The sequence below is a fragment of the Microbacterium sp. NPDC060132 genome, assembly GCF_042729675.1.
Taxonomy (GTDB): domain Bacteria; phylum Actinomycetota; class Actinomycetes; order Actinomycetales; family Microbacteriaceae; genus Microbacterium; species Microbacterium sufflavum.
The window spans coordinates 1,524,175-1,541,241 of the sequence record NZ_JBHWXU010000001.1; the positions used below are offsets into that span (position 1 = coordinate 1,524,175).

Here is a 17,067-nt window from a genome sequence, read left to right on the forward strand (position 1 = left end):
GCGCCGGAGTCGCGGGGCCTCAGTCGCTGGCGAGCTTCGCGGCGAACTCCCGTTCCACGTCGACGTAGTGGTCGTCGGCCACGTCGTAGACCACCTGGTGGATCTCACCGCCCGTGAAGGCGAAGCGGTTGGGGTAGGCGGTGGTCACGGTGTCGCCCGAGTCGTAGCCGACGCTCAGTCCCTCGCCCGTGAGGGCGTAGCGGCCGAGCTGGGTGCGGATCGGGATCGACTCGACGGCCTCGTCGTCGACGTAGAGCGTGAGCGTGCCGAGCGCTTCGCCGTGGTCGCCGCTGCCCTCCTTCTCGAAGCCGACGCCGACGATGTGGCGGCCCTCGGTCGGCGCGGCGGTGCCGACCCGCTGCTCGGGCGGGATGCCGAGGAAGTTGTACACGAACGACAGCGTGCCGTCCTGCACGTACAGGCTGTAGCCGCCGAAGCGCGAGCCCTGGGCGACGATCACGCCCTCGGTCGCCGCGGTGAAGTCCACGTCGGCGAGGATCTTGAACGACACCTGCTGCGTGCGTGCGGCGAGCTGCTCCTGCACCTCGGTGGTCTCCGGGTAGTACGTGAAGCGGCCGTCGGCGGGCACCGGCAGGTGGTACTCGTACTTGATGAAGTCGGCGACGCCCAGGTCGTTCAGGGGCAGCACGTCGTACTTCTTGGCCTCTTCGAGCCAGAGCGCCGTGAGCTCCTCCAACTTCTCGGGGTACTGCTCGGCGAGGTCGACGGCCTCCGCCCGGTCCTCGTCGACGTGGAACAGCTGCCAGCGGTCCTCGTCGAAGTGCCCCAGGCCGATCGGGACAGGGCCGTGCTCGGCGACGGCCTTCCACCCCTTGCTCCAGATACCGCGCGTGCCGAGCATCTCGTAGTACTGCGTCTGCTTGGTGGTGGGGGCGTCCGCGGCGTCGAAGGAGTAGTTCATCGGCACCCCGGGCATCGGCGTCTGCTCCACGCCGTCCACGACGGTCGGCGCCTCGACGCCGCACGCCTCCAGGATCGTCGGCACGATGTCGGTGCAGTGGTGGTACTGGTTGCGCACCTCCCCGCGCGCCGTGATCCCCGCGGGCCAGTGGATGATCAGCGGGTCCGCCGAGCCGCCCGCGTAGGAGTAGCGCTTGAACATGCGGAACGGCGTGGAGAACGCCATCGCCCAGCCGGTCGGGTAGTGGTTGTAGGCGTCGGGCCCGCCGAGCTTGTCGATCATCGTCAGGTTGCGTGCGACGTCTTCGGGGTAGCCGTTGAAGAACAGGTTCTCGTTGATCGAGCCGTTCGGGCTGCCCTCGCCGGAGGCGCCGTTGTCCGCGGCGTAGATGATGAGCGTGTTGTCGAGCTGTCCCGACTTCTCCAGGTGCTCGATGATGCGGCCGACCTGCGCATCGGTGTATTCGCTGAACCCCGCGTACACCTCCGCGGTCCGCGAGAACAGCGCCTTCTCCTCGTCGGTCAGCTCCGCCCACGGACGCACGCTGTCGACCTCGGCGAACGTGCCGGGCGTCATCGGGTTCATGTCGGTCAGCTGCGTGCCCTCCGGCAGGATGCCGCGCTCGATCATGCGCGGCAGCACCCACTCGCGGTACGCCTCGTAGCCGTCGTCGAACATGCCCCGGTACTTGTCGATGTACTCCTGCGGGGCGTGGTGCGGGGCGTGGTTCGCGCCGGGGCAGAACCACAGGTACCACGGCTTGTCCGGGTTCGACTGCTTCGTGTCGCGCAGCATCCGGATCGCCTGATCCGCGAGGTCCTTGGACAGGTGATACCCGTCCTCGGGCTGGGAGGGCTGGTCGATGTAGTGGTTGTCGACGGCCAGATCGGGGTACCACTGGTTGGTCTCGCCGCCGATGAAGCCGTAGAACCGGTCGAAGCCGTGCCCGAGCGGCCATTCGCTGCGGTCCGAGCCGCTGGAGATCGCGTTGATCGGCACGTTGTGGTTCTTGCCGACCCAGTACGTGGACCAGCCGTTGTCGCGGAGGATGCGCGCGAGCGGCGCGTTCGACTTCGGGATGTGCCCGTTGTAGCCAGGGAACCCCGTCGAGGTCTCGGAGATCGTGGCGTAGCCGTTCTGGTGGTGCGTGCGTCCGGTGAGGAACGTCGACCGGGTGGGCGAGCACAGGGCGGTCGTGTGCCACTGCGAATAGGTGAGGCCGTTGTCGGCGAGGCGCTGGAGCGTGGGCATGTGGATGCGCCCGCCGTACGGCTCCCACGCCGCGAGACCCGTGTCGTCGAACAGGATCACCAGCACGTTCGGCGCACCCTCCGGCGCCTTGGTGAGCTCGTACGCCCCCCAGTCAGGCGTCGAGTCGCGGATGTCGAGTTCGATCTTCCCCTGGAACTCCCGAGCCATGATGTCTCCCTCCGGTCGAAACACGTGTCTGCTCGGCACGGTATCGAGGGCGCAAAGGGGGGGACAGGTGGCTCTCGCAGGATCACCAGGGTGATTCCCGCGGGGGCCGTCTCGGCCGCGGCGGGTCAGACCAGGCGGGCGGTCGTACCGCGCACGTTGAGCTCGTACGGCAGCGCGGCCGGGGGCCGCACGGCCTCGGGATCGGCGAGCTTCGCCAGGACGGCATCCGCCGCGCGCTCGCCCTGCCCGAGGGGGAACTGGTCGACCGTGGTGAGACGGAAGAACTCGCCGAGCTCGTGGCCGTCGATGCCCACGATCGACAGGTCCTCCGGCACCCGGAACCCGAGGTCGCGAGCGGCGAGGAGCGCCCCGATCGCCATCTCGTCCGAGGCGGCGAACACCGCGGTCGGGCGCGGGCCCGGGCGGCCCAGCAGCTGCTTCGCGGCCCGGTAGCCGCCCTCGACCGTGAAGTCGGCGGGCTCGAGGAACGCCGGCTGCAGCGGGATCCCGGCCGTCGCGAGGGCCCGCTCGAACCCGAGTCGGCGGTTGGTGGGGATGTGGAAGTCGAGGTCGAACTCGGGGTTCGCGCCGATGTGCGCGATCTGGGTGTGGCCGAGTCCGATGAGGTGCTCCGTGGCGAGCTGTGCGACCGCGACGTCGTCGACCGTGAGCGTGTCGAGCTTCGGGTTCGGGCCGCCGATCGCGATCACCGGCAGTCCGAGGTCGAGCAGCTGCTGCGTCTCGTCCTCGTCGAGCTCGATCGACACGGCGATCACCGCGTCCACGCGCTGCCGTCGCAGGAATGTGCCGAACACGTCACGGCGCACGTCCTCGTCGGCGGTGATGTTGTAGAGCGTGATGTCGTAGCCGGCGCGCATGAGCGCGGCGGACACCCCCGACAGCACCGTGCTGAAGAACCACCGGTCGAGGAACGGCACCACCACGCCGATGTTGCGCGTGCGACCCGAGGCGAGGCTCGAGGCCCGCGACGACACCACGTAGCCGAGCGACTGCGCGGCCGCGCGCACGCGCTCGCGCGCCGACTCCGAGACCTGCCCTCGTCCGCTCAGCGCGCGGGAGACGGTCGCGGTGGAGACGCCGGCGAGCCGGGCGACCTCGTCGATGCTCGCCATGGGTCCTCCTGGGGTTCCTGTTCCGTCGCGGTCGCGCGCTGCGGCAGCGTCTGCGACCGCGACGGGAACGGGCGGGTCAGGCCGCGGTGGTGTACCAGACGGCGGTGTCGACCGGCAGGTCGGGGCCGTCGAAGGGCTGGCTGCGCAGCACGATCAGGGCGCCGTCCGGCAGGGGGAGCGGGGCGGTGCCGAGGTTGGCGAGCACGTGCACCTCGCCGCGGCGGAACGCGACCGCGTCGGGCCCCGCCTCCTCCCACACGAGGGAGCCGGTGCCGAAGCCGTGTTCGCGGCGCCCGGCGAGCAGGCGCTTGTACAGGGCGAGGGTCGACGCGGGGTCGACCTCCTCCACGTCGCGCGCATGGGCCGCCCAGTCCGCGGGCTGCGGGAGCCACGACAGCCCGGTGTCGTTGAAGCCGAACGCGGGGGCCTCGGCCTCCCAGGGCAGCGGCACGCGGCAGCCGTCGCGGCCGTAGCGCTCGCCGTTGGTGCGGAACCACGTGGGGTCCTGCCGGAACTCGTCCGGGATCTCCATGGCCTCGGGCAGCCCGAGCTCCTCGCCCTGGTACAGGTACGCCGAGCCGGGGAGGGCCAGCATCAGGGTCGTGGCGGCGCGGGCGCGCGCCAGGCCGATCGCGGTGTCGGGCTTGTCGGGCGTGTTCGGCCCGATGCCCTCGCCCTGCGGGTTCTCGGACGTGAGGGCCAGGCGCGAGGCGTGGCGCACGACGTCGTGGTTCGACAGCACCCAGGTGCTGGGCGCGCCGACCGCGCCGAACTCGTCGAGCGACTCGCGGATCACATCGCCCAGGGCCTTCGCGTCCCACTCGGTCATGAGATACGGGAAGTTGAAGGTCTGGTGCATCTCGTCGGGCCGCACCCACAGCGCGGTCTCCTTGAGCGTCGGCATCCAGGCCTCGCCGCACAGCGCGCGGTCGCCGTCGTACTCGGCCAGCACGCGGTGCCAGTCGCGGTAGATCTCGTGCACGCCGTCCTGGCCCCAGTACGGCACGTTCGACTCGCCGCCGCCCATGGAGTCGGCGTCGGTGGGGGGCGTGTAGTCGGGCAGCCCCTCGGTCTTGATCATGCCGTGGGCCACGTCGACCCGGAAGCCGTCGACCCCACGGTCGAGCCAGAAGCGCAGGATGGAGCGGAACTCCTCCTGCACCTCCTCGTTGTTCCAGTCGAAGTCGGGCTGCGTGGCGTCGAAGATGTGCAGGTACCACTGGCCGGGCGTGCCGTCGGCCTCGGTCACGCGCTGCCACATGCCGCCGCCGAAGACCGACTCCCAGTTGTTGGGCGGCAGCTCGCCGTTCTCGCCCCTGCCGTCGCGGAAGATGTAGCGCGCGCGCTCCGGGCTGCCCGGTCCCGCGGCGAGGGCCGCCTGGAACCACGGGTGCTGGTCGGACGAGTGGTTGGGCACCAGGTCGACGATCACGCGGATGCCGCGGTCGTGTGCGGCGGCGAGCATGTCGTCGAAGTCGGAGAGGGTGCCGAACAGCGGGTCGACATCGCGGTAGTCGGCCACGTCGTAGCCGGCGTCGCGCTGCGGGCTCGTCATGAACGGGCTGAGCCAGATCGCATCGACGCCGAGCTCCTGCAGGGAGTCGAGCCGGCGCGTGATCCCCGGCAGATCGCCGATGCCGTCGCCCGACGCGTCCGCGAAGGAGCGGGGGTAGATCTGGTAGATGACGGCGCTGCGCCACCACTCGGTACCGGGGGCTGCGAACTGTTCGAGCTGTGCCATGCGAACAGGCTACTGCAAACGCTTACACTCTCACCACCACGCGGATCGAATCGGTTCGGAGCAGTCCGCGTACCCGGTCGGTGGCGTGCTGTTTCCATCGCCCGGCGGCTCCCGTCGCCGACAGCGGCCGGGCGATGGGGCACGGTCACGGCGTGGGCATGCCGCCGTTCACGTTCAGCGTCTCGCCGATCACGTAGCTCGACTCCGGCGACGCGAGGAACACATATGCCGGCGCGAGCTCGGCCGGCTGCCCCATGCGGCCGAGGGGCGTGTCCTCGCCGAACTTCTCGATCTTCTCCTGGGGCTGTCCGTCGCTGGGCTGCAGCGGCGTCCAGATCGGGCCCGGCGCCACCGCGTTCACGCGGATGCCCTTCGGCGCGAGCTGCTGGGCGAGACCCTTCGTGAACGCGTTGATCGTGGACTTCGTGGAGGCGTAGTCGACCAGGATGTCCGACGGCGAGTACGCCTGGATGGACGTGGTGTTGATGATGGTCGACCCGGCGGGCAGGTGCGGGAGCGCGGCCTTCGTGATCCAGAACATGGCGTACACGTTGGTCTTGAACGTGTCGTCGAACTGCTCGTCGGTCAGGTCGGTCAGCGACTCGCGGTACACCTGCTTGCCGCCGTTGTTGACGAGGATGTCGAGCCCGCCCAGGGCGGCCACGGCCTCGGCCACGAGCGTGCGGCAGTACTCCGGGTCGCGCAGGTCGCCGGGGATCGTGGCGACCGTCGCTCCGGCGTCGCGGAGGAGTCCGGCGATGCGGCTCGCGTCCGCCTCCTCCTCGGGCAGGTAGGAGATCGCCACGTCGGCGCCCTCCCTGGCGAACGCGATCGCGGTGGCGGCGCCGATGCCGGAGTCGCCCCCGGTGATCAGGGCCTTGCGTCCGGTGAGACGCCCCGTGCCGCGGTAGGTGTCCTCGCCGAGGTCGGCCTTCGGGGTCAGGTCGGCGTCGAGGCCCGGCTCCGGCATGTGCTGCTTCTGCGGCTGGATGTCGGCGTAGAGCTCGGCGGGGTTCGTGAAGGTGTACTGGTCGCGGGACATGGTCGTCCTTTCCGAGGGATCGTGGACTGGCTCCCATCGTCGGATCGGTACCGAGAGGCCGCAAACGCCTTGCACCCCCGGGCCGGCTTTGCTACACGCGCGGGCCCTCGCCATATCGCACGGGAGATGTGGACGAAAGGCTCTTCAGCGGCGTGTCGCGATCTGCCACATTCGGTACCGTGCCCCCCGCTCCGTCCCGTCCCCCGCGCCGACCGGGCACCGCTCGTGTCGTGTCGCCCCTGGTCGCCGTGCGCCGCTCCGCCCCGATCAGCGCCGTCGCCGCGCTCGTCGCCGCCGTGGTCCTGCTCGGTGCCGCGCCCGCGATGTCGGACAGTCGTGCGCCGCGCGCCGAGACCGGAACCGACGTGACGGCCGACCCCGCGGCATCCGTCGCACTCGCCTACGAGTTCCTCGACGCCAGGGTGGACGAGTTCTGCGACGGCGCGGGCCACTGCCTCCCGCGCAGCTATCAGGGCGGCTTCTTCACCACCCCGACGTGGGACTTCACCCCCTCCTTCGTGTACGACGACGCGCTGGTCGTGATCGCCTACACGGCCCGCGGCCTGCCGGATGACCTGCGCCGCGCCCGCGCGATCGGCGACACCCTGCTGTTCGTGCAGGAGGAGGACCCGATCGGCGACGGGCGCACGCGCGCCTCCTACGAGCCCCACGGCATCCGTCAGGGACGCGTCGAGATCACCGGGCCCGGCAGCTTCACCGGCAACCAGGCCTGGGTGGGCATGGCCCTCGCGCGCCTCTTCCACGCGACGGGCGAGCAGCGGTACCTCGACGGCGCGCTGCGCACCGCGAACTGGATCCAGGACAACACCGCCGACATGACCAGGGCGCCGTACGGCTACACGGGAGGCCAGACCGACACCGGGGCCTCCCTGGAGTGGAAGTCGACGGAGCACAACACCGACGTCGCGGGCTTCTTCGCCCAGCTCGCCCAGCTCACGGGCGACGCCGTGTGGGCGCAGCGCTCGGCCGTCGCCGCCGGATTCGTCGCCGCGATGCAGAGCGCGGACGGCCACGTCGACACCGGCACCCTGCTCGACGGCAGCACGGTCAACACCCGTCCCGTCCCGCTCGATGCGCAGACCTGGAGCGCACTCGGCACGGGGGACGCCCGCTACGGTGCCGCCCTGGACTGGACGCTCGGGCACCTGATGGCCACGGACGGCCCGTACCGCGGCCCCTCGATCAGCGATGTGGACGTGTCCAAGGCGTGGTTCGAGGGCAGCGGGCACCTGGCCCTGGCACTCCGGCTGCGCGACGCCGCGGGCGACGCCGCCCAGGCCGACGAGCTGCTCGCGGACATCCGCCTGGCGCAGCGCGATGCGGTGAACGGCGACGGCAAGGGCATCGTGGCGACCTCGACCGACGGACTCGACTCCGGCTTCGGCGACCTCTACTACGCGAGCCTGCACACGGGCACGACCGCGTGGTACCTGCTGGCGGCAGCCGCCGACAACCCGTTCGCGCTTCCCGCGGCTGCCGCGTCCTCGGGCGAGTGACGCCGCGGCCGACCTGCGGGGCGCCCGTGCGTCAGAGGTCGCGCGGCTGAGGCTTCGGCGTGCGTCCGTGCGTCAGGCGGCGACGCGGGCGACCGCGGCGATCGCGCTCGCGAAGAAGCCCAGGCCGTCGACGCCGCTGCGCATGGCCGCGGTCGTGTCGGGGCCGAAGCCCGGCTCGGTGGCGTGCTCGGGGTGCGGCATGAGCCCCACGACGTTGCCCGCCTCGTTGGTGAGCCCGGCGATGTCGCGCAGCGAGCCGTTCGGGTTCACGCCCGCATAGCGGAACGCCACCAGGCCCTCGCCCTCGATGCGGTCGAGCGTCTGCTCGTCGGCGATGTAGCCGCCGTCGGCGTTCTTCAGCGGGATGACGATCTCCTGGCCGGTGCGGAAGGCGTTCGTCCACGCGGTGTCGGCGTTCTCGACCGTGAGGCGCTGGTCGCGGCGCACGAAATGCTGGTGGTTGTTGCGGATCAGTCCGCCGGGCAGCAGGTGCGCCTCGACCAGCATCTGGAAGCCGTTGCAGATGCCGAGCACGGGCAGGCCCTTCGCGGCGGCCTCCTTGACCTCGGTCATGATCGGGGAGAGGGCGGCGATGGCCCCGGCGCGCAGGTAGTCGCCGTAGCTGAAACCGCCCGGCAGCACGAGGGCGTCAACGCCCTCGAGATCGTGTGCGCCGTGCCACAGGGCGACGGGTTCGGCGCCCGCGAGGCGGACGGCGCGCTGTGCGTCGACGTCGTCGAGCGAGCCGGGGAAGGTGACGACCCCGATGCGCGTGGTCACTCGGCCACCTCGATGCCGACGACGTCTTCGATCACGGCGTTGGAGAGCACCTCGTCGGCGAGGCGCTTCGCCTCGGCGAGCACCTCCTCGGTGACCTCGCCCTCGACGGTGAGCTCGAAGCGCTTGCCGATGCGCACGTCGGTGAAGCCGTCCACGCCCAGGCGGGCGAAAGCGCCGGAGACGGCCTTCCCCTGGGGGTCGAGCAGTTCGGGCTTGGGCATGACGTCGACGACGATGGTGGGCATGACGGCTCCAGGAGTCGCGGGTGGACGGGCGCCCCCAGTCTACTGCCCTCGCACCGGCGCTCCCCGCGGGGTCAGGCGGAGTGGAAGACGGTGTGCAGGTCGCCGATCGCGTCGCGGCCGCCGAGGCCGTCGATCTCGAACAGCACGGAGATCCCGGCGACGTGGCTGCCCAGACGCTCGACGAGCTGTCGGCCCGCGGCGAGGGTGCCTCCGGTGGCGAGCACGTCGTCGATGAGCAGCACGCGGGAGCCCGCCGGGAGGTCGTCGTGCATCTCGATCGTGGCGGTGCCGTACTCCAGGGCGTAGTCGACCGAGGCGGCGGGACGGGGGAGCTTGCCGGCCTTGCGGATGGGGATGAGCCCGACCCCGGCGGCGATGGCGGCGGCGCCGGCGAGGATGAAGCCGCGCGCCTCGATGCCTGCGACCACGTCGAACTGCCCGGCGAAGGGCTCGATGATCGCCTCGGTCGTGACCCTCAGCGCCTCGGCGTCGGCCAGGAGGGGGGTGATGTCGCGGAAGACGATCCCGGGCTCGGGGTAGTCGGGGATGCTGCGGATGAGCGACTCGGCGCGGATGAGGGCGGGGGAGAGCGTGGCTTCGGGCACCGGTCAAGGGTACGCCGCCTTCCCGGGTGCTTCCGCGCTTGACACCGTGGGAGCGCTCCCATATGGTTGCAGACCATGGCCGTGGGAGCGCTCCTATGCCATCCCGATGCACCACACCGCACGACCACCCACAAAGGAGTGAACTGTGAACACACGTGCCCGCACCCGGATCCTGGCGCCCGTCGCCCTGGCATCCGTCGCCGCCCTCGCCCTCGCCGGCTGCTCCGGCGGCAACGGCGGCGGTGACGCCGGCAGCGCCGACGAGGAGATCACGCTGACCGTCACCACGTTCGGCACCTTCGGCTACGACGACCTCTACGACGAGTACGAGAAGGCGCACCCGAACGTGAAGATCGAGGCCACCAACATCGACACCGGCGGCAACGCCCGCACCGACGCGTTCACCAAGATCGCCGCCGGCTCCGGCCTCAGCGACATCGTGGCGATCGAGGAGGGGTGGCTCGGCGCGATCATGGACGTGTCCGACACGTTCGTCGACCTGCGCGACTACGGCATCGAGGACCGCAAGGACGACTGGGTGGACTGGAAGTACGGCCAGGCCACCGACGCCGAGGGCCGCGTCATCGGCTACGGCACCGACATCGGCCCGAGCGGCATCTGCTACAACGGTGCCGCGTTCGAGGCCGCTGGTCTGCCGAGCGACCGCGAGTCCGTCGCCGAGCTGCTGAACGGCGACTGGGACAACTACTTCCAGGTGGGCGCCGACTACACGGCCAAGACCGGCAAGGCCTGGTACGACCACTCCGGCTTCGTGTGGAACGCCATGGTCAACCAGCTCGACGAGGGCTACTACACCGCCGACGGCGAGCTCAACGTGGAGGGCAACGACGAGCTGAAGAAGCGCTTCGAGCTGCTGGGCGCCGCGACCGAAGGCGGCCAGTCCGCCGCGCAGACCGCGTGGGATTGGAACGGCGGCAAGTCGTTCGTGGACGGCACCTTCGCGACGTTCGTGTGCCCGGGCTGGATGCTCGGCGTGGTGCAGGGGCAGATCGAGGCCGGCGGCGGCGACGCCTCGACCGGCTGGGACTTCGCCGACGTGTTCCCCGGTGGCGCGGCCAACTGGGGTGGTGCGTTCCTCTCCATCCCGGAGACCTCGCAGCACAAGAAGGCGGCGGCCGAGCTCGCCGACTGGCTCACGCAGCCCGAGCAGCAGGTGAAGCAGTCCGCCGCCGCGGGCAACTTCCCCTCGACCGTGAAGGCGCAGGAGACCCTCGCCGCAGACGCCACCCCCAACGCGTTCTTCAACGACGCGCCGACCGGGGCGATCCTCGCCGAGCGTGCCAAGGGCGTCGTCGCGCAGTTCAAGGGCGCCGACGACTCCGTGATCCAGGAGAACGTGTTCGGTCCGGCGCTCAGCAGCCTCGACCGCGGCGAGACCGACACCCAGGGCGCGTGGGACCAGGCCATCGGCCTGCTGAACGAGCTGGTCGGCTGATCACCCGGGGCGTCCTTCGTCTCGTCGCCGGCGCTCCTCGCTCAGGAACCGGTGCCTCCGGTTCCTGAGCGAGCCGAGCGAGACGAAGGGCGCCCCCACCGAACGAGGACACCCATGACACTCACGCACGACCGCCCCGACACGGTGCCCGCGTCGTCGCAGCGTCCGCCCGCCGACACCGGTGCGAAGCGGCCCTGGCGGCACCGCCTCTCCCGCTTCGACCAGAACGCGTCGCCGTACTTCTACATCTCGCCGTTCTTCCTGCTGTTCGGACTGGTCGGCCTCTTCCCCCTGCTGTACACGGTGTGGGTGGCCGTGCACGAGTGGGACCTGCTGAAGGGCGAGGGCGACTTCGTCGGGCTCGGCAACTTCGTCGAGATCCTCGGCGACGGCATGTTCTGGAACTCGATCCGCAACACGCTCAGCATCTTCCTGCTCTCCGCGATCCCGCAGCTCGCGGTCGCCCTGCTGATCGCCTACCTGCTGGACCGCGGTCTGCGCGCCCCGACGTTCTGGCGCATGAGCGTGCTCATCCCGTTCGTGGTGACCCCGGTCGCCGTGGCCATCATCTTCTCGAGCATCTTCAACGAGGCGGACGGCCTGGCCAACAACCTGCTGAACCTGATCGGCATCGCGGATCAGCAGTGGAAGCACGACACGGTCCTGTCGCACATCGCGATCGCGGTGATGGTGAACTTCCGGTGGACCGGCTACAACGCCCTCATCCTCCTCGCCGCGATGCAGGCCGTGCCGCGGGACCTGTACGAGTCGGCCGCGCTCGACGGCGCCGGATCTGCGCGGCGCTTCTTCTCCATCACGATCCCGACCATCCGCCCCACCCTCATCTTCGTGATCATCACGGCCACGATCGGCGGCCTGCAGATCTTCGCGGAACCGCGGCTGTTCGACGTCTCCACCGCGGGCGGCATCGGCGGCAGCGACCGGCAGTTCCAGACCACGGTGCTGTTCCTGTGGGAGCTGGCCTTCTTCCGGCGCAACCTGGGCGAGGCCTCCGCGGTCGCGATCCTGCTGTTCCTGCTCATCGTGGGCATCGGCCTGATCAACTTCCTCGTCTCGCGGCGCATCTCCACCGGCGACGCCCCGAAGAACCGCGCGGCCCGCCGTCGCGCCCGCACCAGCAAGGAGGAGGCGCGATGACCGCCACGCAGGCCCTCAGCGTCCCGGAGCGCATCCGACGCCGTCGGGGCGCCGCATCCGGCACCGCCGGCATCGGCAGCCGCCCGGGATTCCTCACCTACGGGCTGCTCGCGGCCTTCGTGCTCGGCAGCGCCTACCCCCTGTGGTGGTCGTTCGTGGTCGCCAGCGGCACCAACGCGACCAGGGGGGAGACGCTGCCGCTGATCCCGGGCGGAAACTTCCTCGCGAACGCGGCCAAGGTGTTCGACGCGATCCCGTTCTGGCTCGCACTGGGCAACTCGGTCCTGATCTCCTCGATCATCACGCTCTCGGTCGTCACCTTCTCCACCCTCGCCGGCTACGCCTTCGCGAAGCTGCGGTTCCGGGGACGCGACGGGCTGATGGTGTTCGTGATCGCGACCATGGCGATCCCGACGCAGCTCGGCATCATCCCCCTGTTCATGCTGATGCGCGAGCTCGGGTGGACCGGGTCCATCGGCGCGGTGATCGTGCCGACCCTGGTGACCGCGTTCGGGGTGTTCTTCATGCGGCAGTACCTGGTGGACGTGATCCCGGACGAGCTCATCGAGGCGGCCCGCATGGACGGCGCCGGACAGTTCCGCACGTTCCTGACGGTCGGGGTGCCCGCCGCCCGTCCGGCCATGGCGATCCTCGGCCTGTTCACGTTCATGACCGCGTGGACCGACTACCTGTGGCCCCTGATCGTGCTCTCCCCCCAGAACCCCACGCTGCAGACGGCCCTCAGCCAGCTGCAGTCGGGCTACTACATCGACTACTCGATCGTGCTCGCCGGTGCGGTGCTCGCGACCCTCCCGCTCCTCGTGCTCTTCGTGGCGGCGGGGCGGCAGCTGGTCAGTGGCATCATGGCGGGCGCGGTGAAAGGATGACCCCTATGACGCGTGCCTTCCCCTCGGACTTCCTCTTCGGCGCGGCGACGGCGGCCTACCAGATCGAGGGTGCCGCCTTCGAGGACGGGCGCACCGCCTCCATCTGGGATGCGTTCGCGCGCGAGCCCGGCGCGGTGGTCGGCGGCGACAACGGGGATGTGGCGTGCGACCACTACCACCGGTACCCGCAGGACGTCGCGCTCATGAAGGACCTCGGGTTGCAGACGTACCGGTTCTCCACGTCGTGGTCGCGCGTGCGGCCCGACGGCGGGGCCGTGAACCGGGCGGGCGTCGACTTCTACAGCCGCCTGGTCGACGAGCTGCTCGCGGCCGACATCCTGCCCTGGCTCACGCTGTACCACTGGGACCTGCCGCAGGCGCTGCAGGAGGGCGGGGGCTGGACGAACCGCGACGTCGTCGACCGCTTCCTGGAGTACGCGGGCACCGTGCACGACGCGCTGGGCGACCGCGTGAACGTGTGGACGACGCTGAACGAGCCGTGGTGCTCGTCGTTCCTCTCCTATACGGGCGGCGAGCACGCGCCGGGGCACACCAGCATCGCGGAGGGGCTGCTCGCGTCGCACCATCTGCTGCTCGCCCACGGCGCCACGGTGAAGGAGCTGCGCGGGCGCGACTCGTCGCTCAACCTCGGCATCACGCTGAACCACACCGTCGCCGACCCCGCCGACCCGCAGAACCCCGCCGACGTGGATGCCGCCCGGCGCCTGGACGGGCAGTTCAACCGCTGGTTCCTCGACCCGATCTACCGCGGCTCCTACCCGGCGGACGTCGTCGAGGACATCCGCGCGGTCGACCCCGAGGCGGTCGCGCGGTTCGAGGCAGCGGTGCGCGACGGCGACCTTGAGACCATCGCGCAGCCCATCGACACGCAGGGCGTGAACTACTACCACGGCGACCTCGTCTCCGGCACGGCGCCCGCGACGACCGCGACCGCCGAGGAGGGCGGCCCGGCGACCTCCCGACCCACGCGCAGCCCGTACCCGTCGAGCGACGGCATCCACGCGGTCGAGCGCGGGCTGCCCCGCACGGCGCAGCACTGGGAGGTGCAGCCGGAGGGGCTCACGCGACTGCTGCAGCGCGTGTGGGCCGAGTACGCCGAGCCCGCCGGGGTCGTGCTGTACGTCACGGAGAACGGCGCCGCCTACGACGACGAGCCCGTGGTGGAGGACGGTGAGACGCGCGTGCACGATGCCGACCGCACCGAGTTCCTGCGCCTGCACCTGGACGCGGTGCTCGATGCGATCGATGCCGGTGTGGATGTGCGGGGGTACTTCTACTGGTCGCTGTTCGACAACTTCGAGTGGGCGTGGGGCTACGACAAGAGGTTCGGCATCGTGCGCGTCGACTACGACACCCAGGAGCGCACGCTGAAGGACTCGGCCCACGAGTACCGTCGCATCATCGCGGCCAGGGAGCTGGCGCCCGTCCCCGGTGAGCCGGCCAGGGCCTGACCGGGGTGGGCGGCGCGGCGTCGCCCGGCGATCCGTGGTCTCCGGCCGGGCTTCACGTGGTCGACAATAGGGCCATGGAAGAGAGCGTGCGGTGATGTCGCCCAGGGCGACCATCGAAGAGGTCGCGGCCGCGGCGGGTGTCTCCCGCTCGACCGTGTCGCGGGTCGTGAACGGCTCGACGGCGGTGAGCCCCGAGGCCCTCGCGGCCGTGCGCGCCGCGATCGACGACCTCAACTACGTGCCCAACCGGGCGGCCCGCTCTCTCGCCTCGCGACAGACGCACGCGATCGCGCTGATCGTGCCGGAAGACACGACGCGGTTCTTCGGGGACCCGTTCTTCGCGGCCATCGTCGCCGGGATCACCGGGGCGCTCGGCAGCTCCGACTATCTGCTCAACCTGTTGATCGCGAGCGACGACCCCGGCGACAAGATGACGAGCTTCGTGCGCAACGGTGGCGTCGACGGCGCCCTCATCGTGTCGCACCATGCGAGCGACGGCTTCGTTGACCGGATCGCCGATGCGGTCCCGGTCGTGTTCGGCGGGCGGCCGGTGCGCCGCAGCGCTGGCGACTACGTGGTCGATGTCGACAACGTGGCCGGGGCGCGCGTGGCCACGCAGCGGCTCATCGACATCGGGCGCTCCAGGATCGCCACGATCTCCGGTCCGCTGTCGATGATCTCCTCGACCGACCGCGTGCAGGGCTTCCGGGATGCGCTCGCGGATGCGGGTCTCGCGCCGTGCGCCGAGGAGGAGGGCGACTACAGCGAGGCGAGCGGTGCGGAGGCGGCTCGTCGGCTGCTCGCGTCCGGTCGTCCCGACGCGATCTTCGTGGCGAGCGACCTGATGGCACGCGGAGCGCTCACGGCGCTGCGCGCGGCGGGGGTGCGGGTGCCGGAGGACATCGCCCTGGTCGGCTTCGACGACTCCTCGGTGGCGGTCAGCACCGATCCGGCCCTCACCACGGTGCGCCAGCCGATGTATGCGCAGGGCGAGACCATGGCCCGCGTGCTGCTGTCGCGGCTGGCGGGGGAGGACCCGCCGCAGACGACGATCCTGCCCACCGAGCTCGTGGTGCGCGGCTCGGCCTGACGCGCGCACGGGTGCGGCCCTGACGCCCCCTCATGGCCAGGGATGCACCCGTGCGTCGGGTGGGGGGCGAACCCCGCGAACGCATGAACTGAACAGACGTTCAACGTACACGCTACACGGAGCGGCGATATTCTTGTGACCCCGGGAGGTGGTCGCCGCATGGCCCGAACCGACGAGCAGAACCGCCAGGCGCGCGAGCGCGCCCGCGAGAACATCCTGCAGGCGGCGATCGCGGTCTTCAGCGAGCGCGGAGTCGCCGGCGCCAGCATCGCCCAGATCACCTCGCGAGCCGGCGTCGCCCAGGGTCTGGTCAACTACCACTTCGGCGGCAAGGAGCAGCTGGTCGCCGCGGTGATCGACCGCTGGTTCGAGACCGTGCTCGGGCTCGCGCGGGTGGACGGCACCCCCGACGAGATGCTGGCCGCGATCATCGACGGCGCCCTCATGGCCACCGCGTTCGCGATGCCGCTCCAGCGCGCCGTGCTCGCGATGCAGCAGCAGCCCTCCACGCACCGGCTCTTCGCGGAATCGGAGCAGCGTCACGCCGAGGCGGCGACCGCGGCGGAGGACGCTGTGCGCGAGGTGTTCCGCGCGCGCGGAGCCGACGACCCCGCGCTGGAGGAGGTCATGCTCCGCAGCACCCTCGAGGGCGTGTTCGTGAAGTACTGCGTCTTCGGAGACACGTATCCGCTGGAGGAGGCGCGGCGCTGGCTGCACCGGCGCTACGGACTGCCGGAACCGGCGGCCCCGATGCCCCTCGACGTGCCGCCGCGGACCGGCGAGCCCCGGCCCCGGGCCACCTGGGCGCTCCGGCCCGACCCGAACGCCTGACCTCGGTGCCCGGTGCGTCAGTCCAGGTGCATGCGCGCGAACGCGCCGAGCACCACCCGTTCGGACTGCACCAGGTAGCGCTCGAGCTCGGCGGCGCCCGCCTCGGCGCCCCTGCTGAGGAAGGTGTCGAGCACGGCGCGGTTCTTGCGCACGAACGGCTCGTGCAGCGCCCGCGGGTCGTCGATCTTCAGGAAGGCCAGACGCAGCTCGGCCGCGACGTTGCGGTAGGTGCGAGCCAGGCGCGGACTGTCGGCGAGGTCGACCAGCGCCACGTGGAACGCCATGTTCGCGCTGCCGACCGTGCGCCACGCGGCGGCGTCGTCGCGGGAGACGTCGGCCACGGCGGCCTCGGCGGCCGCGACCGCCTCCCTCATGCGCTGCACGGCGGGGTGCTCCGGCTCGGACTGGCGCAGGGCCGTGCACTCGATGATGCGGCGGGCGCGATAGATGTCGATCACGTCGGCGATCGACGGGGAAGCCACGGAGACCCCACGGTGCGGGACGTGCTCGACCAGGCCCTGCTCCGCGAGCACCCGGAACGCCTCGCGGAGCGTGTTGCGCGACACGTCGAAGCGCTCGGCGAGGGCGGACTCCGACAGGCGGGAGCCGGGGGCGACGTCGCCGTCGATGATGAGCTGACGGAGCACGTCGGCGAGCGGGCCCTGCTGGTTCATGCCTTCATCGTAGGTGCGGGGCGGGCGGCGGGCCGGGATCGGGTCTCGGCGGGAATCACACGACGGCAATCGCGCTGTAGCACGACGGAAACATG

Annotated in this window: 15 protein-coding genes; 7 read left to right on the plus strand and 8 right to left on the minus strand. The window is 70.8% G+C overall.

From position 1 onward, the window contains the following. Nucleotides 1-19 precede the first annotated feature (19 nt). The 4 genes from ACFWCH_RS07520 to ACFWCH_RS07535 form a co-directional block, all read right to left on the minus strand. The gene (locus ACFWCH_RS07520; RefSeq protein WP_378803268.1) at nt 20-2,341 is read right to left on the minus strand and encodes an arylsulfatase; all 2,322 of its coding nucleotides are present in this window, start codon (nt 2,339-2,341) and stop codon (nt 20-22) included. 125 nt (nt 2,342-2,466) lie between these two features. Beyond that, complete coding sequence (locus ACFWCH_RS07525) at nt 2,467-3,474, minus strand: LacI family DNA-binding transcriptional regulator (protein WP_247638226.1); 1,008 nt, start codon at nt 3,472-3,474, stop codon at nt 2,467-2,469. Between the two features lie 76 nt (nt 3,475-3,550). Beyond that, entirely contained in the window at nt 3,551-5,215 is a 1,665-nt protein-coding gene (locus tag ACFWCH_RS07530) for a glycoside hydrolase family 13 protein (protein WP_136045603.1), read from the minus strand. A gap of 145 nt (nt 5,216-5,360) precedes the next feature. Then, on the minus strand, nt 5,361-6,257 hold the full coding sequence (locus tag ACFWCH_RS07535; RefSeq protein ID WP_136032784.1) for an SDR family oxidoreductase: 897 nt from the start codon (nt 6,255-6,257) through the stop codon (nt 5,361-5,363). Nucleotides 6,258-6,487: 230 nt separating this feature from the next. Here ACFWCH_RS07535 and ACFWCH_RS07540 point away from each other — a divergent pair, with 230 nt between their 5' ends. Then, nucleotides 6,488-7,774 (plus strand): hypothetical protein, encoded by a 1,287-nt coding sequence (locus ACFWCH_RS07540; RefSeq protein WP_240745333.1) that lies wholly within the window; start codon nt 6,488-6,490, stop codon nt 7,772-7,774. A gap of 72 nt (nt 7,775-7,846) precedes the next feature. Here the strand turns inward: ACFWCH_RS07540 and purQ are convergent, their stop codons facing one another. The 3 genes from purQ to ACFWCH_RS07555 all read right to left on the minus strand — a co-directional run bounded on the left by purQ (nt 7,847) and on the right by ACFWCH_RS07555 (nt 9,404). Further along, nucleotides 7,847-8,554, minus strand: a complete 708-nt coding sequence (gene purQ, locus ACFWCH_RS07545) for a phosphoribosylformylglycinamidine synthase subunit PurQ (protein WP_136032786.1) — start codon at nt 8,552-8,554, stop codon at nt 7,847-7,849. Continuing rightward, nucleotides 8,551-8,799, minus strand: a complete 249-nt coding sequence (gene purS, locus ACFWCH_RS07550) for a phosphoribosylformylglycinamidine synthase subunit PurS (protein ID WP_136032788.1) — start codon at nt 8,797-8,799, stop codon at nt 8,551-8,553. The genes purQ and purS overlap by 4 nt, the downstream gene beginning before the upstream one ends. Before the next feature lie 71 nt (nt 8,800-8,870). Then, nucleotides 8,871-9,404 (minus strand): adenine phosphoribosyltransferase, encoded by a 534-nt coding sequence (locus ACFWCH_RS07555; protein ID WP_136032790.1) that lies wholly within the window; start codon nt 9,402-9,404, stop codon nt 8,871-8,873. Between the two features lie 145 nt (nt 9,405-9,549). Here ACFWCH_RS07555 and ACFWCH_RS07560 point away from each other — a divergent pair, with 145 nt between their 5' ends. From ACFWCH_RS07560 to ACFWCH_RS07585, 6 genes are all read left to right on the plus strand, one after another. Continuing rightward, nucleotides 9,550-10,860, plus strand: a complete 1,311-nt coding sequence (locus ACFWCH_RS07560; protein WP_247638228.1) for an ABC transporter substrate-binding protein — start codon at nt 9,550-9,552, stop codon at nt 10,858-10,860. Nucleotides 10,861-10,974: 114 nt separating this feature from the next. Further along, nucleotides 10,975-12,018 (plus strand): carbohydrate ABC transporter permease, encoded by a 1,044-nt coding sequence (locus tag ACFWCH_RS07565; RefSeq protein ID WP_136036124.1) that lies wholly within the window; start codon nt 10,975-10,977, stop codon nt 12,016-12,018. After that, complete coding sequence (locus ACFWCH_RS07570; protein WP_136032796.1) at nt 12,015-12,905, plus strand: carbohydrate ABC transporter permease; 891 nt, start codon at nt 12,015-12,017, stop codon at nt 12,903-12,905. Before ACFWCH_RS07565 ends, ACFWCH_RS07570 begins: the two co-directional genes overlap by 4 nt. 5 nt (nt 12,906-12,910) lie before the next feature. Continuing rightward, the gene (locus ACFWCH_RS07575) at nt 12,911-14,377 is read left to right on the plus strand and encodes a GH1 family beta-glucosidase (RefSeq protein WP_205828288.1); all 1,467 of its coding nucleotides are present in this window, start codon (nt 12,911-12,913) and stop codon (nt 14,375-14,377) included. A 91-nt stretch (nt 14,378-14,468) separates the two neighbouring features. Beyond that, a complete protein-coding gene (locus tag ACFWCH_RS07580) occupies nt 14,469-15,467 on the plus strand; it encodes a LacI family DNA-binding transcriptional regulator (protein WP_275090546.1) in 999 nt (332 codons plus the stop codon). Between the two features lie 159 nt (nt 15,468-15,626). Further along, nucleotides 15,627-16,298, plus strand: coding sequence for a TetR/AcrR family transcriptional regulator (locus tag ACFWCH_RS07585; protein ID WP_136032801.1), 672 nt, complete (start codon nt 15,627-15,629; stop codon nt 16,296-16,298). Between the two features lie 17 nt (nt 16,299-16,315). On the opposite strand, the gene ACFWCH_RS07590 is transcribed toward ACFWCH_RS07585, so the two are convergent. Further along, nucleotides 16,316-16,972, minus strand: coding sequence for a GntR family transcriptional regulator (locus ACFWCH_RS07590; protein WP_247638232.1), 657 nt, complete (start codon nt 16,970-16,972; stop codon nt 16,316-16,318). Between the last annotated feature and the right edge of the window lie 95 nt (nt 16,973-17,067).

Coding starts and splice junctions, on each gene's coding strand:
- ACFWCH_RS07520 (WP_378803268.1), bottom strand. CDS start 2,341: ATGGCTCGGGAGTTCCAGGGGAAGATCGAACTCGACATCCGCGACTCG.
- ACFWCH_RS07525 (WP_247638226.1), bottom strand. CDS start 3,474: ATGGCGAGCATCGACGAGGTCGCCCGGCTCGCCGGCGTCTCCACCGCG.
- ACFWCH_RS07530 (WP_136045603.1), bottom strand. CDS start 5,215: ATGGCACAGCTCGAACAGTTCGCAGCCCCCGGTACCGAGTGGTGGCGC.
- ACFWCH_RS07535 (WP_136032784.1), bottom strand. CDS start 6,257: ATGTCCCGCGACCAGTACACCTTCACGAACCCCGCCGAGCTCTACGCC.
- purS (WP_136032788.1), bottom strand. CDS start 8,799: ATGCCCACCATCGTCGTCGACGTCATGCCCAAGCCCGAACTGCTCGAC.
- ACFWCH_RS07565 (WP_136036124.1), top strand. CDS start 10,975: ATGACACTCACGCACGACCGCCCCGACACGGTGCCCGCGTCGTCGCAG.
- ACFWCH_RS07570 (WP_136032796.1), top strand. CDS start 12,015: ATGACCGCCACGCAGGCCCTCAGCGTCCCGGAGCGCATCCGACGCCGT.
- ACFWCH_RS07575 (WP_205828288.1), top strand. CDS start 12,911: ATGACGCGTGCCTTCCCCTCGGACTTCCTCTTCGGCGCGGCGACGGCG.
- ACFWCH_RS07585 (WP_136032801.1), top strand. CDS start 15,627: ATGGCCCGAACCGACGAGCAGAACCGCCAGGCGCGCGAGCGCGCCCGC.
- ACFWCH_RS07590 (WP_247638232.1), bottom strand. CDS start 16,972: ATGAACCAGCAGGGCCCGCTCGCCGACGTGCTCCGTCAGCTCATCATC.